The organism is Achromobacter sp. PD1 (assembly GCF_048541815.1).
Lineage (GTDB): Bacteria > Pseudomonadota > Gammaproteobacteria > Burkholderiales > Burkholderiaceae_B > Achromobacter > Achromobacter bronchisepticus_A.
Map to the genome: position 1 here is coordinate 4,136,065 of NZ_CP183349.1, position 23,529 is coordinate 4,159,593.

Annotated in this window: 25 protein-coding genes; 14 read left to right on the forward strand and 11 right to left on the reverse strand. The window is 66.0% G+C overall.

Translation table 11 applies throughout. The features are described from left to right. Positions 1-59 precede the first annotated feature (59 nt). Positions 60-1,352, forward strand: a complete 1,293-nt coding sequence (locus tag ACM1PE_RS19590; RefSeq protein WP_419340731.1) for a phospholipase A — start codon at positions 60-62, stop codon at positions 1,350-1,352. Between the two features lie 34 nt (positions 1,353-1,386). Here the strand turns inward: ACM1PE_RS19590 and pdxK are convergent, their stop codons facing one another. The 6 genes from pdxK to ACM1PE_RS19620 all read right to left on the reverse strand — a co-directional run bounded on the left by pdxK (position 1,387) and on the right by ACM1PE_RS19620 (position 5,734). Continuing rightward, a complete protein-coding gene (pdxK, locus tag ACM1PE_RS19595; protein WP_419340732.1) occupies positions 1,387-2,220 on the reverse strand; it encodes a pyridoxine/pyridoxal/pyridoxamine kinase in 834 nt (277 codons plus the stop codon). 35 nt (positions 2,221-2,255) lie between these two features. Then, positions 2,256-2,618: a cupin domain-containing protein gene (locus tag ACM1PE_RS19600; protein ID WP_059371825.1), complete on the reverse strand. Its 363-nt coding sequence runs from the start codon at positions 2,616-2,618 to the stop codon at positions 2,256-2,258. A gap of 44 nt (positions 2,619-2,662) precedes the next feature. Further along, complete coding sequence (locus tag ACM1PE_RS19605; protein WP_059371824.1) at positions 2,663-3,217, reverse strand: helix-turn-helix domain-containing protein; 555 nt, start codon at positions 3,215-3,217, stop codon at positions 2,663-2,665. 93 nt (positions 3,218-3,310) lie between these two features. After that, entirely contained in the window at positions 3,311-4,093 is a 783-nt protein-coding gene (locus tag ACM1PE_RS19610; RefSeq protein WP_059371823.1) for an aldolase, read from the reverse strand. Between the two features lie 28 nt (positions 4,094-4,121). Continuing rightward, entirely contained in the window at positions 4,122-4,763 is a 642-nt protein-coding gene (locus ACM1PE_RS19615) for a glutathione S-transferase family protein (RefSeq protein ID WP_059371822.1), read from the reverse strand. 2 nt (positions 4,764-4,765) lie between these two features. Beyond that, the gene (locus ACM1PE_RS19620) at positions 4,766-5,734 is read right to left on the reverse strand and encodes a tripartite tricarboxylate transporter substrate binding protein (RefSeq protein WP_059371821.1); all 969 of its coding nucleotides are present in this window, start codon (positions 5,732-5,734) and stop codon (positions 4,766-4,768) included. A gap of 589 nt (positions 5,735-6,323) precedes the next feature. On the opposite strand from ACM1PE_RS19620, the gene ACM1PE_RS19625 reads away from it, so the two are divergent. The 3 genes from ACM1PE_RS19625 to ACM1PE_RS19635 all read left to right on the forward strand — a co-directional run bounded on the left by ACM1PE_RS19625 (position 6,324) and on the right by ACM1PE_RS19635 (position 9,245). Further along, entirely contained in the window at positions 6,324-7,070 is a 747-nt protein-coding gene (locus ACM1PE_RS19625; RefSeq protein WP_419340733.1) for a lysozyme inhibitor LprI family protein, read from the forward strand. Positions 7,071-7,252: 182 nt separating this feature from the next. Then, positions 7,253-7,534 (forward strand): hypothetical protein, encoded by a 282-nt coding sequence (locus ACM1PE_RS19630; RefSeq protein WP_419340734.1) that lies wholly within the window; start codon positions 7,253-7,255, stop codon positions 7,532-7,534. A gap of 328 nt (positions 7,535-7,862) precedes the next feature. Further along, complete coding sequence (locus tag ACM1PE_RS19635) at positions 7,863-9,245, forward strand: MmgE/PrpD family protein (RefSeq protein WP_419340735.1); 1,383 nt, start codon at positions 7,863-7,865, stop codon at positions 9,243-9,245. Positions 9,246-9,275: 30 nt separating this feature from the next. On the opposite strand, the gene ACM1PE_RS19640 is transcribed toward ACM1PE_RS19635, so the two are convergent. After that, the gene (locus ACM1PE_RS19640) at positions 9,276-10,004 is read right to left on the reverse strand and encodes an IclR family transcriptional regulator (protein ID WP_240633390.1); all 729 of its coding nucleotides are present in this window, start codon (positions 10,002-10,004) and stop codon (positions 9,276-9,278) included. A 161-nt stretch (positions 10,005-10,165) separates the two neighbouring features. Here ACM1PE_RS19640 and ACM1PE_RS19645 point away from each other — a divergent pair, with 161 nt between their 5' ends. From ACM1PE_RS19645 to ACM1PE_RS19670, 6 genes are read left to right on the forward strand one after another with little or no spacing between them, the layout of a single operon-like run. Further along, positions 10,166-11,608: an FAD-binding oxidoreductase gene (locus ACM1PE_RS19645; protein ID WP_419340736.1), complete on the forward strand. Its 1,443-nt coding sequence runs from the start codon at positions 10,166-10,168 to the stop codon at positions 11,606-11,608. A gap of 18 nt (positions 11,609-11,626) precedes the next feature. Continuing rightward, complete coding sequence (purB, locus tag ACM1PE_RS19650) at positions 11,627-12,991, forward strand: adenylosuccinate lyase (protein ID WP_419340737.1); 1,365 nt, start codon at positions 11,627-11,629, stop codon at positions 12,989-12,991. A gap of 39 nt (positions 12,992-13,030) precedes the next feature. After that, a complete protein-coding gene (locus ACM1PE_RS19655; protein ID WP_306636142.1) occupies positions 13,031-14,035 on the forward strand; it encodes a tripartite tricarboxylate transporter substrate binding protein in 1,005 nt (334 codons plus the stop codon). A gap of 37 nt (positions 14,036-14,072) precedes the next feature. After that, positions 14,073-14,414 carry a carboxymuconolactone decarboxylase family protein gene (locus ACM1PE_RS19660; protein WP_006391254.1) on the forward strand — a complete coding sequence of 114 codons (342 nt, stop codon included), beginning with the start codon at positions 14,073-14,075 and terminating at the stop codon, positions 14,412-14,414. A 13-nt stretch (positions 14,415-14,427) separates the two neighbouring features. Beyond that, a complete protein-coding gene (locus ACM1PE_RS19665; RefSeq protein WP_419340738.1) occupies positions 14,428-15,291 on the forward strand; it encodes a sulfurtransferase in 864 nt (287 codons plus the stop codon). Between the two features lie 7 nt (positions 15,292-15,298). Continuing rightward, positions 15,299-17,635, forward strand: a complete 2,337-nt coding sequence (locus ACM1PE_RS19670) for a molybdopterin guanine dinucleotide-containing S/N-oxide reductase (RefSeq protein ID WP_059371812.1) — start codon at positions 15,299-15,301, stop codon at positions 17,633-17,635. Positions 17,636-17,822: 187 nt separating this feature from the next. On the opposite strand, the gene ACM1PE_RS19675 is transcribed toward ACM1PE_RS19670, so the two are convergent. Further along, positions 17,823-18,284: a transposase gene (locus tag ACM1PE_RS19675; RefSeq protein WP_419340739.1), complete on the reverse strand. Its 462-nt coding sequence runs from the start codon at positions 18,282-18,284 to the stop codon at positions 17,823-17,825. Between the two features lie 337 nt (positions 18,285-18,621). On the opposite strand from ACM1PE_RS19675, the gene ACM1PE_RS19680 reads away from it, so the two are divergent. The 3 genes from ACM1PE_RS19680 (at position 18,622) to ACM1PE_RS19690 (ending at position 19,586) form a co-directional block, all read left to right on the forward strand. Then, complete coding sequence (locus ACM1PE_RS19680) at positions 18,622-18,777, forward strand: hypothetical protein (protein ID WP_419340740.1); 156 nt, start codon at positions 18,622-18,624, stop codon at positions 18,775-18,777. Next, positions 18,752-18,925, forward strand: coding sequence for a hypothetical protein (locus ACM1PE_RS19685; protein ID WP_251881330.1), 174 nt, complete (start codon positions 18,752-18,754; stop codon positions 18,923-18,925). Before ACM1PE_RS19680 ends, ACM1PE_RS19685 begins: the two co-directional genes overlap by 26 nt. A gap of 286 nt (positions 18,926-19,211) precedes the next feature. After that, complete coding sequence (locus tag ACM1PE_RS19690; RefSeq protein ID WP_419340741.1) at positions 19,212-19,586, forward strand: hypothetical protein; 375 nt, start codon at positions 19,212-19,214, stop codon at positions 19,584-19,586. Here the strand turns inward: ACM1PE_RS19690 and ACM1PE_RS19695 are convergent. Both ACM1PE_RS19695 and ACM1PE_RS19700 read right to left on the reverse strand, forming a co-directional pair. Further along, positions 19,573-20,580: an NADPH:quinone reductase gene (locus tag ACM1PE_RS19695; RefSeq protein WP_419340742.1), complete on the reverse strand. Its 1,008-nt coding sequence runs from the start codon at positions 20,578-20,580 to the stop codon at positions 19,573-19,575. The two genes, ACM1PE_RS19690 and ACM1PE_RS19695, sit on opposite strands and share 14 nt — an antisense overlap. Before the next feature lie 71 nt (positions 20,581-20,651). After that, positions 20,652-22,085: a PLP-dependent aminotransferase family protein gene (locus ACM1PE_RS19700; RefSeq protein WP_059372779.1), complete on the reverse strand. Its 1,434-nt coding sequence runs from the start codon at positions 22,083-22,085 to the stop codon at positions 20,652-20,654. A gap of 394 nt (positions 22,086-22,479) precedes the next feature. On the opposite strand from ACM1PE_RS19700, the gene ACM1PE_RS19705 reads away from it, so the two are divergent. After that, complete coding sequence (locus tag ACM1PE_RS19705; RefSeq protein WP_059371810.1) at positions 22,480-22,896, forward strand: hypothetical protein; 417 nt, start codon at positions 22,480-22,482, stop codon at positions 22,894-22,896. Positions 22,897-22,950: 54 nt separating this feature from the next. On the opposite strand, the gene ACM1PE_RS19710 is transcribed toward ACM1PE_RS19705, so the two are convergent. Beyond that, positions 22,951-23,463: a hypothetical protein gene (locus ACM1PE_RS19710; protein ID WP_059371809.1), complete on the reverse strand. Its 513-nt coding sequence runs from the start codon at positions 23,461-23,463 to the stop codon at positions 22,951-22,953. Positions 23,464-23,529 lie beyond the last annotated feature (66 nt).

Below are 23,529 nucleotides of genomic sequence, written 5' to 3' on the forward strand. Positions count from 1 at the left end.
ACAAACTGTAGCGGGGGTCGATGCTACATTTCCTGGTCACAAAACTACGTTATGACCCGATGACCATCAGCCGTCCTGCACGATCCGCCCTCCCCCTGCGCACCCTGGTCGCCGCCCTGGCCATGGGCTTGGCGGGCGCAGCCACCGCGGGTGTGTCGTACCGGCTGGATCGCCCCTCGGCCGCCCCCGGCGAAACCGTCACCATCGAGGCGGTGTACTTCAACGAAGGCACTTCCCGCTCCACCTGGGAAGCGCCGCCGGAACTGGTGCTGCAGTGGCGCGGCCAGGACGGCCAGATCGTGCGCAGCCTGGCCAAGCTGCGCGGCGGCCCGGCCAGCTTCAGCGTGCCGGTCAACAATTTCGCGCGCATGGCGTGGACCGCCGTGGTACCCGCCACGGCCCAGGGCCTGCAGGCCGTGTCCATCGAAGGCCAGCCCGCGATGATGGCGCTGGACGCCACCGGCCGCGACAGCGGCACCCTGGCCAGCACGCCCGCGCGCGGCCCGGTGGTGGACGCCAGCAGCGGTGAACCCGTGCCCGCCGCGGCAGTGGCCGCGGTCGGCGCATCGCCCGAAGGCGGTCCCTCGCCCGACGCGTCCGTCGTGCCGACCGTGCAACAGCAAACCGCGTTCGACCGCTTCCGCAGCTCCATCTCGGAGTACAAGCCGGTGTACTTCGACGTCGGCACCCGCGGGCAGACCACCGCGCGCTTTCAGATCAGCGCCAAGTATCGCCTCTTCAGCCCCGCGGGCGACCGCCCCGCGACCTGGGACGAGAATTTCTACCTGGCTTACACGCAGACCTCGCTGTGGGACCTGGAAGGCGATTCCATGCCCTTCATCGACACCACCTTCAATCCCAGCGCGTTCTGGCTGTCCGACAATATCTGGCAGTCCGCCAGCCAGAACTGGCGCTTCGGCATGAACACCGGCGTCGAGCACAACTCCAACGGCAGGGACGGCGCGGATTCGCGCTCGGTCAACGACGGCTATATCGAGCCGCGCTTCCATTACCGCTTCGACGGCGGCAGCACGCTCACCTTTGCGCCGCGGGTCAAGGCCTACTTCGGCGTCGCCAGCGAAAACAGCGACTACGCCGACTACGCCGGACACGTCGACTGGCAATTGCGCTGGGCCCAGGACAACGGCGCGGTGGTGTCCGCCATGTACCGCCAGGGCGATCAGAAGCGCCGCACAACCCAGCTGGATTTCGCCTGGCCGCTGCAGCGCACCTGGCTGAACATGAACGGCTACCTGCATCTGCAGTACTTCAACGGCTACGGCGAAACCCTGCTGGGCTACAACCAGCGCAACGAATCGCAGTTCCGCGTCGGCCTGTCGCTGGTGCCTTGAACGAGGCGCGCCGCCAGGCGCGCGCGTAGGCGCCCTAGCCTTCCACCGCCAGCTCTTCCCAGCCCAGTTCACGGGTGCGCTCCAGCGCCACCGTAACCTGGGCGGCGGCAGAACGCACCGCCTCGACCAACGCCTGCCCATTCAGCAGCCGCGCCGTGACACCGGCCATGAACACGTCGCCGGTGCCGTGCACCGAGGGCGGTATCGCAATCTCCGGATGCGTCACGACGGTGGCCTGGTCCCGCGTCACCACCGCCAGCTGCAAGGTGCCGGCCGCGGCGGCCATGGGCGCCGCGCTGGTCACGACGATCCAGTCCGGACCGCGCGCGATCAGTTCACGCGCCGCCGCCACCACCTCGTCGATCGACGACAAGGCGCGCCCCACCAGCAGTTCCAGTTCGAAATGGTTCGGCGTCATGCCGTCAGCCAGCGGCACCAGCAAGTCCCGGTATTGCTCGACCAGCCCCTCGTTCACGTACAGCCCGTCGTTGCGGTCGCCCATGACTGGGTCGATGTGCACCTTCAGATCGGGCCGCGATGCGCGCAGCGCAGGCAGCCAAGCGGCCAGCAGCCCGGCCTGCCCGGGTTGGCCCAGGTATCCGCAGACCACCGCGCGCGCCGTCCGGGTGACGCCGCGCTCGTCCAGGCCCTGCAGCAGCCCTTCAAACCAGTCCAGCGGCACCGCGCCGCCATGCAAGGTCGGATAGTGCGGCGTGTTGCTCAGGATCACGGTAGGCACCGCGATCGCGTGCAGGCCCGCCTTGCGGAAGACGGGCATGGCGGCGTTGTTGCCGACGCAGCCGTACACGACCAGGGATTGGACGGAAACGATATCCACCTGCGCGGTAACGGCGGGGATTGCGCTCATGGGGCTGCTCCTGGGCTGCCGCGGTCTACGCGGCGCTACATGCGGGTGATGAAATAGATCTTCTTGACGAACTGGTCCACTTCCCAGCGGCCGGTATAGCCTTCGGGCATGACGAAGGCTTCGCCCACGGTCAGTTCATGCACGGTGCCGTCCGGATCGACCAGGCGCGCCGAACCTTCCACGATGTAGCCGAACTCGATGTAGCCCGTGGTGTTGGACTGGAACACGCCCGCGCTGCTTTCCCAGACGCCGGCCTCTGCCTTGCCGCCATTGCCCTCGAACGCGGTCACGGTGCGGAACGCCGCGTCGCCCGAGATCGGGCGGCGGGGCTTTCCTGGCACCGGATTCTTCATGGGGCCTGCATCGATGCGGACGAGCCGCGATTGATCGTTCTTCATGGAAGTTCCTGTATGCGGATAAGGTAATGAGTCCGGCGGCCCACTTAGTGGGCGGCCACCACCAGCACTTCGGCCATGGCCCGGCTGACGGTGCGCATGCGGTGCGGCAGTTCGGAGTCGAAATAGACGGAATCCCCGGTCTCCAGGCGGAACTGGCGTTCGCCCACATGGACCTCGATGGCGCCCTTGAGCACCAGCAGGAATTCCTCGCCGGGGTGCGGAAACACCGCGGTCGCATCGGGAAAGTCGCGGGGCGGATGCACCACGAAAGGCTCCATCGCCTTGACCTTGCGGCGGCCGGCCAGCGACTCGTAGTGATACTCGCTGCCCAGCCCCCGGCGCTGCAAGGCCTCGCGGTCCGCCACCCGCACCACGCTGACCACTTCTTCCTGCGCGGCATCGTCCGTGCCCACCAGTTCCGATACGCCCAGGCCATAGGCTTCCGCCAGCCGCAGCACGGTGGAAATGGAGGGTTCGCTCAGGCCCCGCTCCAGCTTGGAGAGGTAGCTCTTGGTCAATCCGGTGCGCTGCGCCAGCTGTTCCAGGGACAGGGTTTGCTGGCGGCGCAGGGCGCGCAGGCGGTGCGGCAGGTCTATCATGGGCGGGGTTGCGGAAATACAGTCGCGGAATACGACCGGTAAGCATGCCCTAATCCGGCCCCGCCGTCGAGCCGGCCCCGCCCGCGGCCGCCATCAGGCCAACACGTCGGGATGCGCCCGCAGCGCACGCCGCGCATAGTAAGAGAAGCCGACCTGCGACCGCTTGGGCGTCAGGATCCAGTCATGCGCCTCGCGGCCCAGCGCCGGCGGAATGGGCTGGATCTTGCCGGCGGCCATGGCCAGCAGCTGCATGCGGGCGGCGCGCTCGAACTGCAGCGCCAGCACGCAGGCCTCTTCCACCGAACCCGCCGCGATCAGCATGCCGTGGTGCGACAGCAGGATGGCGCGCTTGGAACCCAGCGCGGCCGAGATGATCTCGCCTTCCTCGTTGCCCACCGGCACGCCGGGCCAATCCTTCAGGAAGGCCACGTCGTCGTACAGCGGGCAATTGTCCATGTGCGAGATTTCCAGCGGCACCTCCAGCATCGACAGCGAGGCCGCGTGCAGCGGATGCGTGTGGATGATGCAGTTCACGTCCGGACGCGCGCGGTAGACCCAGGAATGGAAGCGATTGGCCGGATTGGGCATGCCGCCGCCTTCCTGCACCCGCAGATCCTCGTCCACCAGCAGCAGGTTGCTGGCGCTGATCTCGTCAAAGCCCAGGCCCAGGCGTTGCGTGTAGTACCGGTTCGGCTCCGGCGCGCGCGCCGTGATCTGCCCGGCCAGGCCGGAATCATGCCCGCCGTCGAACAGAATGCGGCAGGTCAGCGCCAGGCGTTCGCGCAGGCTCCATTCGGGCGTCTCGAACTGGCGCTGCATTTCGGCTTTCGCCCGCGCGATCAGTTCGTCCTTGCCCAGATGCATCGTATCGGCCATCGTCGTCACTCCTAAGATAGTGTCTCTGTCATGCCGCTTCGAGCAGCGGCGTAAAACCCGGCAAGGCGCGCATGCGCGCCACCCAGGCGTCGATATGGGCGAAGCCGGACAGGTCGTAGCCGCCCTCGGCCGCCATGCTCGTGTAGGGAAACAGCGCGATGTCGGCAATGGTCGGCGCGCTTCCCACCAGATAGTCGCGACCCGCCAGATGCGCATCCATCAGCGCGGCAGCCTTCATGCCGATCTCGCGCCATGCCCGCATCGCCGGGTCATCCACCTGCGCGGTGTTGCGCAGATGGATCAGCAGGCGCGGCTGCGCAAAGGCGTGCATGTGCTGGGTCTGCTCGAAGCTGAGCCAGCTGCTGACCTGCGACTGCTCCAGGCGGCCGCCAGGCAGCCAGGACGTGCCCAGCCCCAGATACCAGAGGATGGCCTGCGACTCGGCCAGCCACTCGCCTTCCGGCGTCAGCAAGGCCGGCACCTGGCGCCACGGATTGATGCGCGCGAACGCGTTCGTCTCCAGGTCGCCCTGCACGATGTCGAAGGTGCGCCGCTTGATCGGCAGGCCCATGTAGCCGCAGGCCAGCCGGATCTTCCAGGCGTTGCCCGAACGCAAGGTATCGGCCAGTTCCAGCGGCTTGCCCGCCAGCGGATGCGGTGTCTGGTTCATCGTCAGTCCATCTTGATGTTGGCGCGTTTCACGATCTCGGTCCACTTGGCTTTCTCGCCGGCGATGAAGCGCTGATACTCGTCCGGCTTGCCCGTATACAACTGCGTACCCTGCGACGCCAGCCGGTCCTTCAGTTCCGGCGACGCCAGGGTCTTCTGCAGCGCCGCGTTCAGCTTTTCCATCACGTCGGGCGGCGTGCCGGCGGGCGCGAAGAACGCGTTCCACGAGCTGATCTGCAGGGCCGCATCGCCCACCTCGCTGCTGGCAGGCACGTCGGGCGCGGAAGGCAGGCGCTTGTCGGCGGCCACCGCCAGCGCGCGCAGCTTGCCGGACGCCGCATGCGGCATGATCACCGGGCTGGCGTCCATCACCACGTCGACCTGCTCGCCGATGGCGGCGTTCACGGCTTCGCTGCCGCTCTTGAACGGCACATGCACGATGTCCACGCCCGCCGTCAGCTTCAACAGCTCCAGGCCCAGGTGCGGCGAACTGGCATTGCCCGCCGAACCGAAGTTCAGCTTGGCCGGGTTGGCCTTGGCATAGGCCACGAACTCGCCAAAGGTCTTGGCCGGCACGCCCGCACGCACGGCCAGCAGATACGGCGATCCCGACACCATGCCCACCGGCGCGAACTTGTCCGCGTCATAACTGAGCTTGCTGTAGATCAGCGGGTTGACCACCTGCGTGCCTACCGTGCCCATGAAGATCGTATAGCCATCGGCCGGCGCGGTGGCGGCCACCTGCGCGGCGATCACCCCGCCCGCGCCCGGCCGGTTCTCGATCACGATGCTCTGTCCCAAGGCGTCGCCCATGCCCTTGCCGACCTGACGCGCCACGATGTCCGTGATACCGCCCGCGCCGAACGGCACCACCAGCCGGATCGGCCGGTCTGGATAGGCCGCCGCCTGGGCGCTACTGGCCGCCATTGCCGCTACCAATGCCAGCGCGCCGGCAATTCCCGAAATCTTCATGTCATCCCCCTACGGGCGCCGCCTATCGGCACCATCATGACACGAAGTGTCCTATAGGAGATTGATTTTCCGCAAGGAAAACCAGATTAGGTAAAACCCTGAGCAGCAGCGTCTACGACGGCGGCGCCGAACCGGCCGCGCTATGCAGTTCTGGGCGGGCCCATATTGGTTTCTGACCATCCCCTTCGGGCTGGTCGCCTTGATCCGCCTGCTGCTCACCATGGCAGGTGGCTTCCTGCGCTGGCTTTCGTATTGATGCAAGCGCCCGGCGCCGTGGCCTGCCGAGGTGCTGGCCAGCATGGGGCCGGTACTTTCAACCACCGAACTGGCCCAGCTTAAAGTAGCGATGGCTCATCCGAGAAGATTGTGATGGAGCCGCCGCTTCAGTTGGTAAAGGCACGGGCGTCAGCTTAGATCTGGTAAAAACTGAGCCGGGTATTGGAATAAGAATGCCTCTGATGCTCCGGCAACAAGATTACAAGACCAGAGACGTGCATTAGCTCGGTTAAGCTGATTTGAGGTGTCACGAGGGAGAGGTGTTGTGCTGTGCGCAAGACATCATCGACATACAACTTGAGAAGATAGGATCATGACCCAGCCGCATTCAACACGCCCACCCGCTTACGCACTGAAGATGCGGTATGCACCTGCGATGAAGCTTCTCTTTACGTTGGGCCTTGCAACTCTATGGGCTGGCGCCCAAGCCGCAAGTTTTGATTGCAACAAGGCCGTGAGCGCTACGGAAAGGTTGATCTGCAGCGATGCCGAGACATCCGCGCTGGATGGAAAATTGCAAGGGGCCTATAAAACAGCACTAGCCGCAACCGATGCCTATGGCAAGAAAGAGTTGGCTAAAGAACAGCGCAACTGGATTAAATACGCTCGTGACATTTGTCAAGACAGCGCCTGCCTGCAGCAAGCATACACAACCCGCATCGCCATGCTGGCGCGCAATGAGAAACGTATTGCCAATGGCGAGGTGTACTCGGACTGCAAGCTGCCGGGCAACCAAACCGTCAGTGGCGAATGCGTTAATGTTGTGTCGATTCGTGATCCCAACTCCCGTGTTGAATCGTTCAACCAATCGTTGGCGCATCAGAAGCAAAACGGCCGAATCATCGGTTGTAGCCGGCTGATTGATCTACCGGTTGGCGTCGCTGGGAGTAATCACAGTTTTGGCGGCTCCTGCGTATTGCAGGAAGGTACGCAGCGCAAGAACGTGAGGATCTGCAACGACGATATGTTCGGGCATTTCCAAGTAGAGCCGTCCACGCCACAGGATGCCTCAGACAAGCGCTTGGTCGACTTTACTTACGCGCAATGCTATGGCGGTTGATGGTAAGCGCCCGGGCCTATCCGTGATTTTGTGTGCGAGGCGGGATTTGGTGCCGAACACATGTTCCACCGTGCGCCGCCGCACCTTCATCGCTTCTGGCATTCGGTCTGGACGGCGCTGCGCCGCCTCATGCACGGCCTCATGTTCCCATCTACCGATGCGCCGATACGCGCCAGGTGTGCATGTATATCGGTACGCGTCATAGTTCCGCAGGCTTGAGCCGCCTGCGCGATCACCTGTTCCAGGTATCTTCGGGCACGAAATCTAAACTTGAAGAGGTCCGCAATATTGTGCGCGCGGGCGCACAGGTCGGCGTAACGCTCATCTTGGTTAAGCCTGAGTCACTGCGCCTTGCGGTGGAAGAGGAATTGCTGCAGGCGAATTCCAGATACATCTGCCAGCTCCCTTGGAATAAAAGAGGTGTAGTCGCACGGCGCAAGCGGTTGGCATTTCCGAAGGCATGATCAAGCGTCGCGAGATGCGGCCTTGCTCCTGCCCATCGGCGCGCCCCCGGCCGGACACGACCTGCCGGCCACGATGCTCATCACGCCCGAGGTGGCTCGAGGCTATCGCGGTTGCCAGCGAAGAGCGCGTTCACGGGCTGGCGACGCTGCGCCGTGACTGGTGGCCGAGTGCTGTGACGCTTGGTGACGATAGGTCCCGCTGCGCCTGGGCGGCACCTCCGACCTGTTAGGCGCGGACGCTGGAACCGCAGCGAGGGATCACCCGCACCACTTGACAAACCCATACAAGTTTCGTTGAATGAAATATATTCCATTCAACGAAACAACAATGACTTCCTCCGCTGAGCACACCCTGGTGACCCACCTGGCCGATCTGCAACGGCGCCAGATCTCCCCGACCACGCGCGCGCGGCTGGCGCAGGCGCTGCTGGACTGGTTCACGGCGGGCTGGTCCGCCGCGGGCACCCCGGCCGCGGCCGGCTATCGGCGCGTGGCGCTGGACTGCCAGCCGGGCGCGGGACCGGCGCCCGTCTTCGGCGGCCCGGTGGTCAACGCCAATGGCGCAGCCTTCGCCAATGCCGCCATCGCCCATATCCGCGAAATCGACGACGCCCACCGTGCCGCCATGCTGCACCCGGGCGTGGTGTCGGTCACGCCAGCGCTTGCTCTCGCGGCGGATGGCGGCATGACGCAGCGGCAGGTCGCGGATGCCATCATCGCCGGCTACGAAGTTTCATTGCGCCTGGGCGAGGCCCTGGGCACGCGCCACGCGGCGGGGTTTCATGCCACCGCGACGGCGGGCGCGGTGGGCGCGGCCGCCGCTGCCGGGGTGGCCCTGGGGCTGGCGCCGGCGCCCCTGCACCACGCGCTCGGCATCGGCGCCACCCAGGCGGCGGGGCTGTGGCAACTGGTGGACGACAACGCGCACGAAGCCAAGTCGCTGCATCCGGCCTTCGCGGTGCGCAACGGCCTGGCCGCGGCCTATGCCGCGCGCGCCGGCCTGCCGGGCGCGCAACGCTTCGCCACCGGCGCGCGCGGGCTGTACGCGCTGCTCGCGGGCGACGGTCCGCTGGACGCGCTGGCGGGCGGCCTCGACGCCAGCGAGCGGCTGAACACCGCCACCATCAAGGCCTGGCCCTGCTGCGCCCAACTCTTCACGCCGCTGGATGCCACCCGCGAGCTGTTGGACGCGCACGCGCCGACGCCCGACGAAATCGAATCGGTCGACATCGAGATATTCACGCATGCGCTGAAGATCGCCGGCGTCGACTGGCCCGCCACGCCCGCGCAGACCTGCTTCTCGCTGCGCTACGTGGTAGCGCGGCTGCTGCTCACCGGCGGGCTGGGCATCGAAGACATGGAGTCCACGGATCTGCAGGCGCCCGACCTGGTGGCGCTGGCGCGCCGCATCACGGTGCGCACCAGCGACGCCTTCCAACGCGAATTTCCGCGCCTGCGGCCATGCCGGGTGACCCTGATATTGAAGGATGGGCGCCGGCTGAGCGCGTTGCGCCAGTTGCGGCGCGGCGATCCCGAAGACCCTTACGACTGGCCCGCGCTGCAGGCGCGCATGCGCGCCTTTGCGCCGGCCATGGATGACGCCACCGCCCGCGCCATCGTGGCCTGGTGCGAACGCTTCACGGACGAGGGCAATGACGCGCGGGCGTGCCTGCCAGAGCCCGCGCTGTTCGGCTGCGCGGCGCCGCGCTAGGCGACGCCGCGAGGCGCCCGCCCGGGCGCCTCATTCGGATGCGGGCGGCGTCCAGGACGCGGGCGGCGCGGTGCGAAAGCCCTGCTGCGCCAGTTCGTGGCGCGCGATCTCGACCGCCTTGCGCTGCGCCGCCTCGTTGTGGCGCGACGCCAGCCCCAGCACCACCAGCGCGCCGACGAAGGTATCGTCGGCATCGAACACCGGCACGGCCACCGACGCCATTTCCGCGACCCGCTCGGAGCGGGTCATGGCATAGCCCTTTTCATGGATGTCGCGCGCCAGCGGCGTGGCGCCGCCGGTGAAGGCGCGCAGCACGTGCGCCGACGAACCGCCGTCCTTCAGGCTGATGCGCGTGCCGACCTCGACGTGGTGGCGCACTTCCTTGGTGGTGTTCTCGCGGTACAGGCAGATGCGGTCGTCGCCGCTGCGCACGTACACGGCCACGGTCTCGCCGGTCTGCGCGACGATGTTGCGCAGCGCCGGCTGCAGGCGCGAGCCCAGGTCGAAGGTATCGCGATACAGCATGCCCATGTGCAGCAACGCCGGTCCCAGCGCGTAGGTGCTGCTGTCGTAGCGATAGATCATGCGCGCCTTGATGAACACGCCCAACAGGCGCAGCAGCGTGGCCTTGTCCAGGCCGGTGCGGTCGGCCAGGTCACGCAGCGAAAGGCGCAGATGGTCTTCGCCAAAGCACTCCAGCACGGAGATGCCGCGTTCGAGCACGCCGACGGGCGGCTTAGGGGAATTCTCGCTTGACACGGTTTCGGATGCTTCCTATAGTTTTGTTCAATAAAACGTATTTTAATCAATGAAACGAAAGACGGCTACCGGACCAGGGAACCGCCGTCCGGGTTTCAACCCAGGAGACAAGCGTCGCGCGACCCGCGAGCCTTACGCCCGCCGCCGCGCACCGTAGCATTATGCCGAATCAGATCGATGCACTCGCCGCCGCGCTGGGCGCCATCGTCGGGCCGTCCCACGTCCTGACCCATGCGGCCGACACGGCCCGCTACACGGCGGACTGGCGCCGCAATTTTCCCGGCGCCGCGCGCGCCGTGGCGCGCCCGGCCGATACGGCCGAAGTCTCGCGAGTGGTGGCGCTGTGCGCGGCGCAGGGCGTGGCGGTGGTGCCGCAAGGCGGCAACACCGGCCTGGTGGGCGGCTCGACCCCCGACGCCTCCGGCCGCGAAGTGGTGCTGAGCCTGGACCGCATGACGGCGGTGCGCCGGGTCGACGCGCTGGACAACAGCATCACGCTGGAAGCCGGCTGCACGGTGCTGGCCGCCCAGCAGGCAGCCGCCGAGGCTGGCCGGCTGTTCGCGTTGTCGCTGGCATCGGAAGGCAGCGCCACCATCGGCGGCGTGGTCTCCACCAACGCCGGCGGCGAACAGGTGCTGCGCTATGGCAATACCCGCGAACTGACGCTGGGGTTGGAAGTGGTGCTGGCCGACGGCAGCGTACTGCCGCAACTGGGCACGCTGCGCAAGGACAACACCGGCTACGACCTCAAGCAGCTCTTCATCGGCGGCGAGGGCACGCTGGGCGTGGTCACCGCGGCGGCCTTCCGGCTCTACGCCCTGCCCCGCAAGGTGGTGACGGCCTGGGCCGCGGTGCCGACGCCGCAGGCGGCGGTGGACCTGTTGGCGCGCCTGACCGACGCGGTCGGCGAGCGCGTCACGGCCTTCGAACTGATCGGTCGCCAGACGCTGGAACAGGTGCTGGCGCACCCGCTGGACGGCATGCGCGATCCGCTGGCGCAGCCCTCGCCCTGGACCGTGCTGTTCGATGTGTCCGAGACGTCGGCCTTGATGGACCCGGAACCGGCCGTCGAGGGCGTGCTCGAGGCCGCGATGGAACACGGCGGCGTGACCGATGCGGTGATCGCCGCCTCCGGCCGCCAGGCGCATGAACTGTGGGCGCTGCGTGAGCACGTGCCGGAGGCGCAGCGGCTGGACGGCCCCTCCATCAAGCACGACATCTCGGTCGCGGTGTCGCGCATTCCCGAATTCATCGCCACCGCCGGCGCCCGCCTGCAGGCCCTGATGCCGGGCATCCGCATCGTCTGCTTCGGCCACGTCGGCGACGGCAACCTGCACTACAACCAGAGCAAGCCGCTGGCGATGGACGACGCCGCCTTCCGGGCCCAAGAGGACGCGGTGCACGACATCGTGCACGACGTCGCCGCGCGGCTGGACGGCTCGATCTCGGCCGAGCACGGCATCGGCCGCCTCAAGCAACACGCCTTCCTGCAATACAAATCCGCCGTCTCGGTGGACGTCATGCAACGCATCAAGCACGCGCTCGACCCGCGCGGCACGTTCAATCCGGGCCGGCTACTGCCCCGCCCGGCCCATCACTCCTAAGCCTCCAGGACCCGCACCATGCCCGTTTCCGTCTTCGACATGCAATCGCTCCAGCACCTGTGGAGCACCGATGAACTGCGCGCCATCTTCTCGGAAGAGAACCGCGTCCAGCAATGGCTGGATTTCGAGGCCGCGCTGGCCGAGGCCCAGGCCGAGCTGGGCATCATCCCGGCCGCCGCCGCCGCGCGGATCCGCGCCCAGGCGACGGTGGCCAATATCGACATCGCCGCGATGTCGGCCGAGATCCGCCGCATCAAGCACTCGCTGGTGCCGGCGCTCAAGCAATTGCAGGCGGGCTGCGGCCCCGACCATGGTGAGTGGCTGCATTACGGCGCCACCACCCAGGACGTGGTCGACACCGGCGTGGCGCTGCAGCTCAAGCAGGCCCATGCCGTCTTCATGCGCGACCTCGCCGCCATCGGCCGCGAGCTGGCGCGCCTGGCGCAAAGCCATCGCGACACGCCCATGGCAGGCCGCACCCATGGCGTGCAGGCGCTGCCCATCACCTTCGGGCACAAGTGCGCGGTGTGGCTGGACGAACTGTCGCGCCATCACGAGCGCCTGAAGGAATGCGAGGCGCGGGTGCTAGTGGGCATGGTGGTCGGCGCGGTCGGCAGCCAGGCCTCGCTGGGCGAACAGGCCGCCGAGGTCGAGCGCCGCACGCTGGCCAAGCTGGAGCTGGAGACGGCGCCGATCAGCTGGGCGCCGGCGCGCGACCGCTTCACCGAATACGCGCTGGTGCTGGCCATGATCGGCGCGACGCTGTCGAAGATCGGCAATGAACTGTTCAACCTGCAACGCAACGAATTCGCCGAAGTCGAGGAAGCCTTCTCGGAAGGCAAGCTGGGCTCGTCGACCATGCCGCACAAGCGCAACCCGACCTCGGCCGAGAACCTCGCCGGCCTGTGCCGGCCGCTGCGCGCCAATGCGACGCTGATGCTCGAAGGCATGGTGCAGGAAGGCGAGCGCGACGGCATTGCCTGGAAGATCGAATGGAAGGCGCTCCCCGAATGCTGCCTGATCGCCGGCGCCATGCTGTTCCAGGCCAAGAACCTGCTGGCCGGACTGCGCGTGGACGCCGACGCCATGGCGCTGAACCTGGACCGTATGCGCGGCTACCTGCTGTCCGAACACGTGATGCTGGACCTGTCCGAGCGCGTCGGCAAACAGACCGCGCACGAATGGATCTACGAAGCCTCGATGCACGGCATCACGCACAAGCTCGATTTCGCCCAGGCGCTGCGCCAGCACAAGGATCTGGCCAACCTGCTGGGCGAGGAAGAAATCCTGCGCCTGACCGATCCCGCGGGTTACCTGGGACAGTGTGCCGCCTCGGTGGACAGGGTGGTGCAGCGACATCAAGCCGGCTGGCTGCAAGCCTGACGGTTCCCCTTGATAAAAAATACACAGGAGACAAACACCATGGGCATTTCCTTCGCAAGCGGCGCCATGCGCCGGCTGGGCCGGCGCGCCGCCCTCGTCGCGGCGCTGGGGCTGGCGGCGCTGGCCGGCGGCCAGGCGCAGGCGGCATTTCCCGAGCGTCCCATCACCCTGGTGGTCGGCTTTCCGCCGGGCGGCGGCGGCGACCTCTATGGCCGCCTGATCGCCACCGCCATGGGCAAGACCCTGGGGCAGACCGTGATCGTCGAGAACCGGCCGGGCGCGGGCGGCAACATCGCCGCCGGCCTGGTTGCCAAGGCCGCGCCCGATGGCTACACCATCCTGCTGGCCATGAGCGGCAACCTGGCGGTCTCGCCGGCGCTCAAGCCGCAGAGCCTGCCGTACAAGGTGCCGGACGACTTTGCCCTGATCGGCCTGATCCTGGAGGCGCCGCACGGCCTGTTCGTGGCCACGCCGTCGCATTTCAAGACGGCGCGCGAAGTGATCGACGCCGCCAAGCAGAAGGAACTGACCTTTGCCTCCACCGGCACCGGCGGCGCCGCCCACATCGGCATGGAGACCATCAAGGAACTGGGCCACCTGAAGCTCCTGCACGTGCCGTACAAGGGCTCCGGCCCCGCCATCACCGACATGCTGGGCGGGCAGATCGACATGTTCTTCGCCACCGCATCGCCGCTGGTGCCGCAGGTGCAGCAGGGCCAGTTGCGCGTGCTGGCCCTGACCGGCCGCCAGCGCAGCCCGATCCTGCCCGACGTGCCGACCTTCAAGGAGCTCGGCATCGACATGACCATGACGCAGTGGTACGGCCTGGCGGCGCCGGCCGGTACGCCGCCCGCGGTGCTCAAGGTGCTGTCCGAGCACCTGTCGCGCGCGCTGGCGGACCCCACGGTGCAGAACACGATCCGCAAGGACGCCGCGATGGAGCGCGACCTGCCGATGGACCAGTTCAAGCAGTACATCCTCGAAGACATCGCCAACTACCGCAAAGCCGCCACCCCCGACCTGCTCAAGCAGATCGGCCAATGACCCAATCCGACTGAACCGATTTTCAGGAGACCCCACCATGTTGCAGAACTGGACCGACACCCTCGCCAACAACCGCAAGGCCGGCGAGGCCCTGGGCAAGCACAACCCGCAGCTGCTGACCGCGTTCCGCGCCCTGAACCAGGCGCAGGGCGCCACCGGCACGCTGGACGCCAAGACGCGCGAGCTGATCGCGCTGGCGGTGGCCGTCACCACGCGCTGCGACGGCTGCATCGCCGCGCACGCCGACGCCGCCCGCAAGGCCGGCGTGACGGAACTGGAGCTGAGCGAGGCCTTGAGCACCGCCATCGCCCTGAACGCGGGCGCCGCCTATGTATATTCGTTGCGCGCGATGGACGCGCTGACGGCGGGTCAGGGTTGAGCGGGAGCCACGCATGTACACCACCCTGATCAGCGCGGACGAACTGGCCCGCGCCCTGCAAGACCCGCAACACCGCGACATCGTGGTGCTGGACTGCGGCTTCGAGCTGACGGATCCGCAGGCGGGCCGCCGCCATTACGATGCCGGCCACCTGCCGGGCGCGTTCCACGTGCATCTGGAAGACACCCTCAGCGGCCCCAAGACCGGCCGCAACGGCCGCCACCCGCTGCCCGACCGCGCCGCGCTGGCGCGGGCCCTGGCGGCGCTGGGCGTGAACGCGGACACCCAGGTGGTCGCCTACGACAATGCCGGCGGCATGTACGCCGCGCGCCTGTGGTGGCTGCTGCGCTGGATCGGCCACGAGGCCGTGGCGGTGCTCGATGGCGGCGAAGGCGCCTGGAAGGCCGCGGGCCAGCCGTTCACGACCGATGCGCCGGCGCCGCGCCCGGCGGGAGCCCTGGCCGTCGGCGAGGGCCGCCAAACCACGCTGGACTACCCCCAGCTGCGCCAGGCGCTGGCCGCCGACGCGCGCCGGGTGCTGGACGCGCGCGCCCCCGACCGCTACCGGGGCGAGAACGAGACCCTGGACGCGGTGGGCGGACACATCCCCGGCGCCCGCAACCGGTTCTTTCGCGACAACCTCGGCGCCGACGGGCGCTTCCTGCCCCCCGCCGCGCTGCGCCAGGCCTTCCTGGCGCAGCTCGATGGCCTGGCGCCGGACGCTGTGGTGTGCCAATGCGGTTCCGGCGTCACCGCGTGCCACAATCTATTGGCCATGGAAATCGCGGGCCTGTCCGGCGCGGCCCTCTACCCCGGCTCGTGGAGTGAATGGAGCGCGCAACCCGACGCGCCCGTCGCCACGGGCGCCAACCCCTGATCCGCCCATGATCGACGCCTCTTCCCACCCTCCCCGTCCCGACAGCGGCCGCCTGTCCCATAGCGCGCACTGGGGCGTGTTCTCGGCCGCCTGGAAAGACGGCGCGCTCGACGTCCGGCCGCATCCGGGCGATCCCGACCCCAACCCGCTGATCCAGAACTTCACCAACGCGCTCGACCATCCGGCGCGCGTCACCACGCCGATGGTGCGGCGCGGCTGGCTGGAACGCGGGCCGGGTCCGGACGCGCGCCGGGGAAGCGACGATTACGTGCCGCTCGGCTGGGACGACGCGCTGGACCTGCTGGCCGCCGAACTGCGCCGGGTGCGCGACCAGCACGGCCCGCAAGCGGTGTTCGGCGGTTCGTATGGCTGGTCCAGCGCCGGCCGCTTCCATCACGCGCAGAGCCAGGTGCACCGCTTCCTGAACACGGCGCTGGGCGGCTACGTGCGCTCGGTCAACAGCTACAGCGCGGGCGCCTCGGCCGTGATCCTGCCGCACATCCTGGGCAGCATGGACGACGTGGCGCGCCGCAACGTCACCTGGGAACAGATCGTGGCGCACACCGACGTGGTGCTGGCCTTCGGCGGCATGGCGCTGAAGAACTCGCGCGTGGCCAGCGGCGGCATCAGCCGGCACATCGAGCGCGACTCGATGCGCCAGGCCGCGCGACGCGGCTGCCGCTTCCTGAACATCAGTCCGCTGGCCTCCGACCTGCCGGCGGACGCGGCGGCGCAGTGGGTGCGCGCCGTGCCCGGCACCGACGTGGCGCTGATGCTGGCGCTGGTGCATGAGCTGGTGGCCAATGGCTGGCATGACCAGCCATTCCTGCGCGACTTCTGCGAAGGCTGGGATGGCTTCGAGGACTACCTGATGGGCCGCGCGGACGGCCAGGCCAAGGATCCGGCCTGGGCCGCGCCGATCTGCGGCGTGCCGGCCGCGGACATCGCGCGGATCGCGCGGTTGCTGCCGGGCAAGCGCGTGCTGGTGACCGTGGCGCATTCGCTGCAACGCGCCGAACATGGCGAACAGCCGGTCTGGATGGGCGCGGTGCTGGCCGCGGCGCTGGGGCAGCTGGGATTGCCGGGCGGCGGCTACGCCTACGCGCTCGGCACGCTGGCGCACTACGGCAAGCGCAGCAACGCGGTGCCGGTGGCGTCGTTGCCGCAGGGCGTGAACGGCGTCAAGGCGTTCATCCCCGTGGCGCGCATCGCCGACATGCTGCTGCATCCTGGCAAGCCGTTCGACTACAACGGCAAGCGCATGGACTACCCGCACATCCGCCTGGCCTATTGGGCGGGCGGCAACCCGTTCCACCATCACCAGGACCTCAAGCGCCTGTCGCGCGCCTTCGCCACGCTCGACACCTTCGTGGTCCACGAGATCGGCTGGACCGCCACCGCGCGTCACGCCGACATCGTGCTGCCCTGCACGATGACGCTGGAACGCGAGGACATCGGCGGCGCGCCCACCGATCCGCTGCTGGTGGCCATGCACCGCATCGCCGCCCCCAACGGCCTGGCGCGCGACGACTACGACATCTTCGCCGACCTGGCCGAACGGCTGGGCACGCGCGAGGCCTTCACCGAAGGCCGCAGCAGCGGCGAATGGCTGCGCCACCTGTATGAAAGAACCCGCGCGGCCCTCGAGGAAAAAGGCCTGGAGGCGCCGGACTTCGACCAGTTCTGGACGCGCGGCGAGTTGACCCTGCCGCAGCAGGACGACGACGGCGGCATCCTGCGCGCGTTCCGCGACGATCCCGCCGGCAAGCCGCTGCCCACGCCCAGCGGCAAAGTCCAGATCAGCTCGCCGACCGTGGCCGGCTTCGGCTACCCCGATTGCCCCGGCCATCCTGCCTGGCTGACGCCACAGGACGCGCCGACGCCGGCGCATCCGCTGTTCCTGGTCGCCAACCAGCCCGCCACCCGCCTGCACAGCCAGCTGGATTTCGGCGCCCACAGCGCGTCGCAAAAGCGTCAGGGGCGAGAAGTGTGCACGCTGCATCCCCGCGACGCCGCGGCCCGCGGCATCGGCGAAGGCGACATCGTGCGGCTGTTCAACGACCGCGGCGCCTGCCTGGCCAGCGCCACGCTCAGCGACCGCATCATGCCCGGCGTGGCGCAACTGCCCACCGGCGCCTGGTACGACCCGGTGCGGGACGAGCGCGGCGAGGTGACGCTATGCGGCCACGGCAATCCCAACATCCTGACGCGCGACGCCGGCACCTCGTCGCTGGCGCAAGGTTGCAGCGGCCAATTGACGACGGTGCAGGTCGAGCTCCATGACGGACCATTGCCGCCGATCCGGGCCTTCGAGCCCCCCCTCACGGCAGCGTCCGCGCGCTGATGCCGCGCCCCCCGGGGCTGGCGAGCGGCACCGCGCCTTCCACTTCGACGCCATGCGCGAACTGTGCGAAGTCATCTGCTCGACCGGGCTATATCCCCATGTCCAGGGCGCCCAGCGCGGCACCTTCCCAAGGCCGGCGCCCCTCCCCCGAGGATGCCCGATAGCGGCTTTGGGTAGCGACCTGGGGTCAAGCCGGCACACCCCGGCTCGCCAGCGCTTGGCGGGGGTCGGCGGAATCTAGTTCTTCACGTAGTACGCCGCGGGCTTGAACAAACAGCGATCGATGGACTGCTTCGCGCGAAACACACATGATCTTTCCGTCAGGAGAATGACGCTTCAGCCATCCTAAAATTTGTTCTGGTGACCAGTCAGCCTCCAACAGGCGTATCACGATACTGCGCAGCTGCGGTTCACGGGACAGCAGGTAAGGCTTCGGTCGCAGACCACGCTTGAGGAACTGCTTTTCAGCATCGTACGCTCGGCACTTCCCTGGTCCACCATTGCGGCCGACCTCTCTCGAGATCGTCGATGCTGAGCGACCTAACTGGCGACCAATAGCTCTACGGGGTGAGTGCTGATGACTGTTATCAGCCTGAAGCGGTCGCTTGGTTAATTCTATTGATGACCGATCATGGCCGAGAACGGCCATAGTCTAGGGCTAGCAAGTCGCCGGCCGACATGCCGCATGGATCGGACGGCGCCGTCAAGAAGGCGAACTTTATTCCTGCCACTCAAACCCTGCGCTGCGGAAACGGGGTTCTCCCTTTTCGTTGAAGTTCGCGTATCGGCGTGGAGATTTGACAACACCAAGAGCCTTAGCCTGCGACAAGAGGTCGCACCCAAGACCTGTTTGCAGCTTGCGCAAGCCAGAATCGCAGTACAAATCGAACAGTTCAACGATTTGCATGAGGCCTGGCGGTAGAATCCGACCGTGCATCGGGAACATGGCGCCCGCCGCGCTGAGCTTGCCGGGACGCGGAGAGTCCATGTTCCACACCCCCACAGCGCAAGGTGAAATCCGGCAGCCCGATCTCACACTCGTCGGAACCGGGCTGATGCGTTTCGTGGCCTTCGCGGCTATCGCTCGTTTGTCTTTGCCCGGCCCACGAGTAGTAAATGAAGCTGCTGAAGCAGCGTTTTGAGGAAATGATGAATTTTTGGGTCCCTGTAGTCTTCGGTACGTTCAAGCTCCTCGTGTTGGGAACAGGCATGTTTCTCGCCATCAAGTCCCATTACGATGGAGAAAAAAAGGAGAAGAAGGAAAAGGAGAAGGAGATGAACGCAACGTAACGGGGACCTCGTTGCTATTGGGGACATCCTGATCGCGGCGCTCGATGCAGCGGGATCGCGATGCCAGATGTTCTCGTCCAGATCGTCGAGCTGCACCGCTCGTGAAGGACCGCTATACGGAACGCGGTCCGGCGAAGCGAAGGATTGCGGGGCCGCAGGGAGCAGTCAGCGCCTATAGACCATGTAGGCAATGCCGAGCATTCCCATTACCGTGCCGCCGACTATGAGCGCGACGCTTTCCGTCAGCTCGGAGCCGTGCACGTACAACAGCAGGCACGTCACCGCGATGAGCGCGATCGATGAAACCAACAAGAACAAGCGCCACTGGGTTCGTATCGCTCGCCATGCTTCACTCAGCGAAAATCCGCAGCTACGCATGGACCGTGACGCCAAACAAAAGCCTGATTCCGATTCCGCCAAAAATTCCGCCCTGCAAAAATCCACTCCGTATATTCCACTGATTTCGCCTGCTCCAAAGGCGACGGCCCCCCGCTGCCGCCTCAATGCGGAGCGCCAGAGGCGTACAGGCGATTCAGGCGAGCAACGACGGAAAGAGGCTGGCGAGGATTACTCGCGTCAGGAAATGAGACTAACAGCGTCGCATGTCATCACGTTGCCCACCCAATCCCCGTCGGACATGGGCAGGGCTACGGTTTTATGATCAGGCGCACCCCTCTTGCCGCCCCGCTCTCGAGGCGGCGATGCGCCTCTGCAACTTCGGACAGTTGCAGTATTTCCAGGTTTCGCGGTTTCAGCGTGCCTTCTGTCAGCAGCTGATTGACATGGTTGGCCGCCATTTGCAGGTCTGCGCTACTGGCGTTGCTGATCGCAAATCCGACCAGGCGCGCATCACGGGTGTACAGCGCCCCGACCGGGAGTTCCGGACGAGCCTTCAACCCGGCCATCAGGACCACTCGTCCACCATGGGCGATCAGGCCAACCGCCTTGTGGAGGTCATGGCGGCCCGATGTGTCGAGATGGACATGGATGCCCTCAGGCGCCGCGGCACGGATTTCGTCCACAAGATGCTCATCGCTATAGTCGAGCACCACGTCCGCGCCCAGCCTGCGGCAATAGGCCTGATCGGCCGCCGCCGCGGAGGTGATGACTCGCGCGCCGGCACGCGCGGCGGTGACGATCGCTGCGCTTCCCACATGGCCAGCGCCGCCCGCGATGTAGACGGTCTCGCCTGCCTGGGCCTGCCCATGCTTGATGATCGCCAAATAGGCTGAGGCCGCGGGGTGGAACGACCCGGCGGCAACTTCAGGCTTCACGTCGTCCGGCAGAGGGTAGAGACGGTCGGCCGCCACTACCGCATACTCGGATGTACAGCCTTGCCGGCCGGCATGCCCCAGACTGTTGGACCAGACGGCGTCGCCAATCTTGAAGGGACTTGCGCTGGAGCCCACCGCCGCGACGGTTCCCACCAGATCCCTGCCGACCACGAACGGGAACGGCAGCGGCGTCATGTATTGGCCAGATCTCACGAATGTGTCGATCGGGTTTACCGCCGCGTACTTCACTTGTACAAGTACGTCCGTGGGACCAGGTTCTGGCACACGGATCGGCTCAATGCGAATTTGCTCCGCGGGGCCACGTTGATCGATCCACGCGGCGCGCATTGTGCTACGAATAGAAGACATGCTTGCGATCATGGACCATTCGCCGGAGGGAAGAAAGGTGCAAGAACTGGCGAAATCAATGGGACATGCTCGCCAGCCCTAGATCAATCATCCAGATCCTGCAGCGCGGCCTTCAGCCGCCGCACCGATGCCAACGCCTCTTCGGGCGTGGCGAAATTGGCAAACCCCATCAACAGGCCACTGTCTTTTCCCTTGCGCATGCGCCAGTTGCTCAATGCGTGAACAGGAAACCCCTGAGCATGCGCGGCGGCGGCCAGCGCCTTGTCGTCTTGCGGGTGTTTAAGACGAGCGAGAACGTGCATGCCGCCCACTTGCGGCTGTACCTGCACGCGGTCGCCGTATGTCTGGACCAGCGCATCGACCAAATAACCGTGCCTTTTGCCGTATAAGGTGCGCATCTTGCGCAGATGCCGGGCAAAATGGCCTTGCTCGATGAAGTCCGCGACCGTGGCTTGACGCAAGATGGAGCCCGGACCCGACAGGTTGTATGCCATGTCCTGAAACTTGCCGACCTGGGAGGCTGGCACGACAAGATACGCGAGGCGCAAGCCTGGAAACAGGACCTTGCTGAACGTGCCGCTGTAGAGTACCCGTTCGTCGCGATCGAGGTATTTCAATGCTGGCAACGGCCGGCCGTGGTAGCGGAATTCGCTGTCGTAGTCGTCTTCAATGATCCACGCCCGGTTGCGCCTGGCCCAATCCAACAGTTCCAGCCGCCGCGACAGCGACAGCGCTACGCTGGTCGGACTTTGATGGGTGGGCGTGACCACCGCAAAACGCGCCAGCGGCGCTCGCCGCTCGCCTGCGCCGACATCCAGACCTTCTTCGTCGACCGGAACCGGTGTCAGACGCATGCCGGCGCACTCCAGGCACCAACGAGCGTTGATGTAACCCGGATCCTCAAACCAGCCCTGGTCCCCTGCGCGCAACAACGTGCGGCACACCAGTTCCAGCGCCCCGCGGTACCCCGTAGTCACGAATACCTGCTGGGGCGAACAGGTGATGCCGCGCGAGATACCCAGATAAGTGGCAATGGCATCCCGCAAAGGCATGTACCCAGCCGGATCGGGGGCGGTCATCGCCGCCGTCTCCAAGGTACGCACGTTGCGCCCCGCCAACCGCGCCCACACCTTGCGCGGAAAAGCATCCAATGCGGGAAGACCTAGTTGAAATGGCAAGGCCACGCCGAGCGACGCGTGCGACGAACGCAAGGACTCGCGCTCAGGGTTTGCCACGACTTTCGCCTTGCCCGGATCCCGCAAATTCCTCAGCCTGGGAGACACGATAGTGCCTGCCGCACCGCGCGCAACGAAGTAGCCTTCGCTGGTCAACATTCCATATGCAGATTCGACAGTGCCTCGCGCCAGGTTCAATTCACTGGCCAGGCTGCGCACCGACGGGACACGATCTCCCGGCTTGAGCTTGCCGCTGGCGATCGCCTCGCGATAACGCCGATACAGCTGTAAATAAACCGAGTCGCCTTTCCCTCGGCTGGGCGTCAGGTATTGAGCCACCATAGCCATGTCCCACTAATTTAAAAAACTCTTGCACCTTCTTGCTAGGGCATGGGTGTCCTACATTCGGATGGACCGACAAAGGAAAGCACGTGTCCCTCTTCGATTCATCCTTCTCGAAAACGACCATGATTTTTCAGGCCGCTTTCGCCGTCACGCGCGAATTGCGTCCACATCCGACAGATGCCGCAGCAATCGCGGCTCCAGTATATCGCCTAGCCAAGTAGGGCTTGCATGCCCAAGGGTATGCACTTAGGCCAGCCGCCATGGCCCGCACGCCTGCGTGCGCGCCGGCAAAACACGCCAGTTCACCCACAGAAGCCGGCCTTTGCGGCATCCCCATCACGTATGCGCGAATGACGCAGGGGCTTCATCAAACGATTCAGGAAGCACAGGAATGGAATGCATCTCCCAAGCAGTTGTGAAAATCTCGGAAGCGAAGGTCAATCGCCATATGGGAGAATGGCGCCGGCAGCACAGGATGGGACTGGACCGCGGCAGACGCCTGGTCATCGGCGGACTGGTCGTCAGTGAATTTCGCTACCTCCTGGCGGATTACAGCGATGGCGAGCTGTCGAGCTTTGAAGATTTCCAGGCGATCGCCGACGCGGCCGATGCTCTGACGGCAGGGTGTGAAGCCGATTTCTTGAATCCACGCCAGTATCAGAATCTCAACATCGGGCTGTCTACCGCGCAAGCCAATCTGAAGGATCTGATGATGATCATCCGGACGATCGCGCAATACGTGCAAGAGTGCCATGAGCAAGGGTGCGAGGAGCGGATTGCGCTGGGACCGCAGTTCAACGGAAAGTAGTTGGCGTCCTTATGAAAGGCCGCGGGCAGCCATGCTGCCGGCGGCGATCCATGTTCACCGGTTCGGGGCGCCGCCGTTGAGTTGCTGCTGCATCATCTGTTCCATCATCCGCTGCTGCATACCCATGTACTGGTCCCTCATGTACTGGCGTTCCCTGATCTGTTCGGGACTCTGATTCGAGTAATTCCCCCGCATGGCGCCCCATCCCATCATTGGACCTCCCTGATGGTGGCGCCCGCCGCCGTCCGCCGCGCAGCACCCCATCGCGCCGCCGTTCCACATCTGACCCATCATGCCCATGGTCTGCTGCATCAACGCCTGATGCTCTCGAAGCAGCTTCTGACGCTCGGCCGGGTCGCTGGTCTTTTGGATCTGGTTCATCTGCTGCTGCATCTTCTCCAGATTTTCCCTGGCTTCGGCAGCCTTCTTGTCAAATTGTTCGATGTTCTCGGTCGATTGCGCAGCCTGCGGCGCAGCAGCGGGTTGCTCCTTCGGGGCCGCGGCGCCCGCCAAGGCGGGAAGCAATGAGGCAAACAATGCGTATAAGGCCAGCTCGCGCATCTTCATGATCGGTCTCCATGTGGTTGGTATCCCCAACGGCTTCGGCGCTGAAAGGATGATCAGAGCCAGCGT

What these genes read in the sequence shown, in the direction of transcription:
- ACM1PE_RS19590 (WP_419340731.1), top strand. Translation starts at nt 60, where the DNA reads ATGACCATCAGCCGTCCTGCACGATCCGCCCTCCCCCTGCGCACCCTG.
- pdxK (WP_419340732.1), bottom strand. Translation starts at nt 2,220, where the DNA reads ATGAGCGCAATCCCCGCCGTTACCGCGCAGGTGGATATCGTTTCCGTC.
- ACM1PE_RS19600 (WP_059371825.1), bottom strand. Translation starts at nt 2,618, where the DNA reads ATGAAGAACGATCAATCGCGGCTCGTCCGCATCGATGCAGGCCCCATG.
- ACM1PE_RS19605 (WP_059371824.1), bottom strand. Translation starts at nt 3,217, where the DNA reads ATGATAGACCTGCCGCACCGCCTGCGCGCCCTGCGCCGCCAGCAAACC.
- ACM1PE_RS19610 (WP_059371823.1), bottom strand. Translation starts at nt 4,093, where the DNA reads ATGGCCGATACGATGCATCTGGGCAAGGACGAACTGATCGCGCGGGCG.
- ACM1PE_RS19615 (WP_059371822.1), bottom strand. Translation starts at nt 4,763, where the DNA reads ATGAACCAGACACCGCATCCGCTGGCGGGCAAGCCGCTGGAACTGGCC.
- ACM1PE_RS19620 (WP_059371821.1), bottom strand. Translation starts at nt 5,734, where the DNA reads ATGAAGATTTCGGGAATTGCCGGCGCGCTGGCATTGGTAGCGGCAATG.
- ACM1PE_RS19625 (WP_419340733.1), top strand. Translation starts at nt 6,324, where the DNA reads ATGACCCAGCCGCATTCAACACGCCCACCCGCTTACGCACTGAAGATG.
- ACM1PE_RS19630 (WP_419340734.1), top strand. Translation starts at nt 7,253, where the DNA reads ATGTATATCGGTACGCGTCATAGTTCCGCAGGCTTGAGCCGCCTGCGC.
- ACM1PE_RS19635 (WP_419340735.1), top strand. Translation starts at nt 7,863, where the DNA reads ATGACTTCCTCCGCTGAGCACACCCTGGTGACCCACCTGGCCGATCTG.
- ACM1PE_RS19645 (WP_419340736.1), top strand. Translation starts at nt 10,166, where the DNA reads ATGCCGAATCAGATCGATGCACTCGCCGCCGCGCTGGGCGCCATCGTC.
- purB (WP_419340737.1), top strand. Translation starts at nt 11,627, where the DNA reads ATGCCCGTTTCCGTCTTCGACATGCAATCGCTCCAGCACCTGTGGAGC.
- ACM1PE_RS19655 (WP_306636142.1), top strand. Translation starts at nt 13,031, where the DNA reads ATGGGCATTTCCTTCGCAAGCGGCGCCATGCGCCGGCTGGGCCGGCGC.
- ACM1PE_RS19660 (WP_006391254.1), top strand. Translation starts at nt 14,073, where the DNA reads ATGTTGCAGAACTGGACCGACACCCTCGCCAACAACCGCAAGGCCGGC.
- ACM1PE_RS19665 (WP_419340738.1), top strand. Translation starts at nt 14,428, where the DNA reads ATGTACACCACCCTGATCAGCGCGGACGAACTGGCCCGCGCCCTGCAA.
- ACM1PE_RS19670 (WP_059371812.1), top strand. Translation starts at nt 15,299, where the DNA reads ATGATCGACGCCTCTTCCCACCCTCCCCGTCCCGACAGCGGCCGCCTG.
- ACM1PE_RS19675 (WP_419340739.1), bottom strand. Translation starts at nt 18,284, where the DNA reads ATGGCCGTTCTCGGCCATGATCGGTCATCAATAGAATTAACCAAGCGA.
- ACM1PE_RS19680 (WP_419340740.1), top strand. Translation starts at nt 18,622, where the DNA reads ATGTTCCACACCCCCACAGCGCAAGGTGAAATCCGGCAGCCCGATCTC.
- ACM1PE_RS19685 (WP_251881330.1), top strand. Translation starts at nt 18,752, where the DNA reads ATGAAGCTGCTGAAGCAGCGTTTTGAGGAAATGATGAATTTTTGGGTC.
- ACM1PE_RS19690 (WP_419340741.1), top strand. Translation starts at nt 19,212, where the DNA reads ATGAGCGCGATCGATGAAACCAACAAGAACAAGCGCCACTGGGTTCGT.
- ACM1PE_RS19695 (WP_419340742.1), bottom strand. Translation starts at nt 20,580, where the DNA reads ATGATCGCAAGCATGTCTTCTATTCGTAGCACAATGCGCGCCGCGTGG.
- ACM1PE_RS19700 (WP_059372779.1), bottom strand. Translation starts at nt 22,085, where the DNA reads ATGGTGGCTCAATACCTGACGCCCAGCCGAGGGAAAGGCGACTCGGTT.
- ACM1PE_RS19705 (WP_059371810.1), top strand. Translation starts at nt 22,480, where the DNA reads ATGGAATGCATCTCCCAAGCAGTTGTGAAAATCTCGGAAGCGAAGGTC.
- ACM1PE_RS19710 (WP_059371809.1), bottom strand. Translation starts at nt 23,463, where the DNA reads ATGAAGATGCGCGAGCTGGCCTTATACGCATTGTTTGCCTCATTGCTT.